Origin of the sequence: Georgenia satyanarayanai (assembly GCF_023715365.1) — a bacterium.
In the GTDB taxonomy this organism is placed as follows: Bacteria; Actinomycetota; Actinomycetes; order Actinomycetales; family Actinomycetaceae; genus Oceanitalea; species Oceanitalea satyanarayanai_B.
Genome location: NZ_JAMBNZ010000046.1, coordinates 1 through 646, shown reverse-complemented (window position 1 = coordinate 646; position 646 = coordinate 1). Strand labels below are relative to the sequence as shown.

General features: G+C 67.3%; 1 protein-coding gene. It reads left to right on the top strand.

What is annotated here, in order from left to right; genetic code table 11:
* Nucleotides 1–617 (top strand): IS3 family transposase (locus tag M3148_RS16935; protein WP_251305902.1); only part of this gene is annotated, 617 nt, incomplete at its 5' end.
* Between the last annotated feature and the right edge of the window lie 29 nt (nucleotides 618–646).

Sequence of the window (646 nt, the reverse complement as noted above, 5' to 3'; positions counted from 1 at the left end):
CCCGCACCACGATCCGGGCCAAGGACGGCATCCGCGCCGGTGACCTCCTGAACCGGGACTTCACCGCTGCGGCACCCAACCGCGTGTGGGTCACGGACTTCACCTATGTCCGCACGTGGGCCGGGTTCGTCTACGTCGCGTTCATCATCGACGTGTTCTCCCAGCGGATCGTGGCCTGGCACGTGGCTGCCACGATGCACACCGACCTGGTGATGATCCCGCTGCGAATGGCGCTGTGGCAGCGCGACCGAGACGGCCACGCCCCCAGGCCAGGAGAGCTGATCCATCACTCCGATGCCGGGTCGCAATACACGTCCATTCGGCTCACCGAGCACCTCGCGCTGGCCCAGATCCGGCCCTCGATCGGGTCGGTCGGCGACGCGCTCGACAATGCACTGGCCGAGACCATCAACGGCCTGTACAAGTCCGAGGCGATCCGCACCACCGTGTTCCACGAGGGGCCCTTCAAGACCATCGCCGACGTGGAGTACGCCACCGCCGGCTGGACCGACTGGTACAACGCCCGCCGCCTCCACGGCACCCTGGGCAACGTCCCGCCCATCGAGTACGAGCAAGCCCACTATGCTGCCCTCAACCCCGAGCCGCAGCCCGCATGAGAGCGGCAGAGAACCTGGGGCGCTTCAGT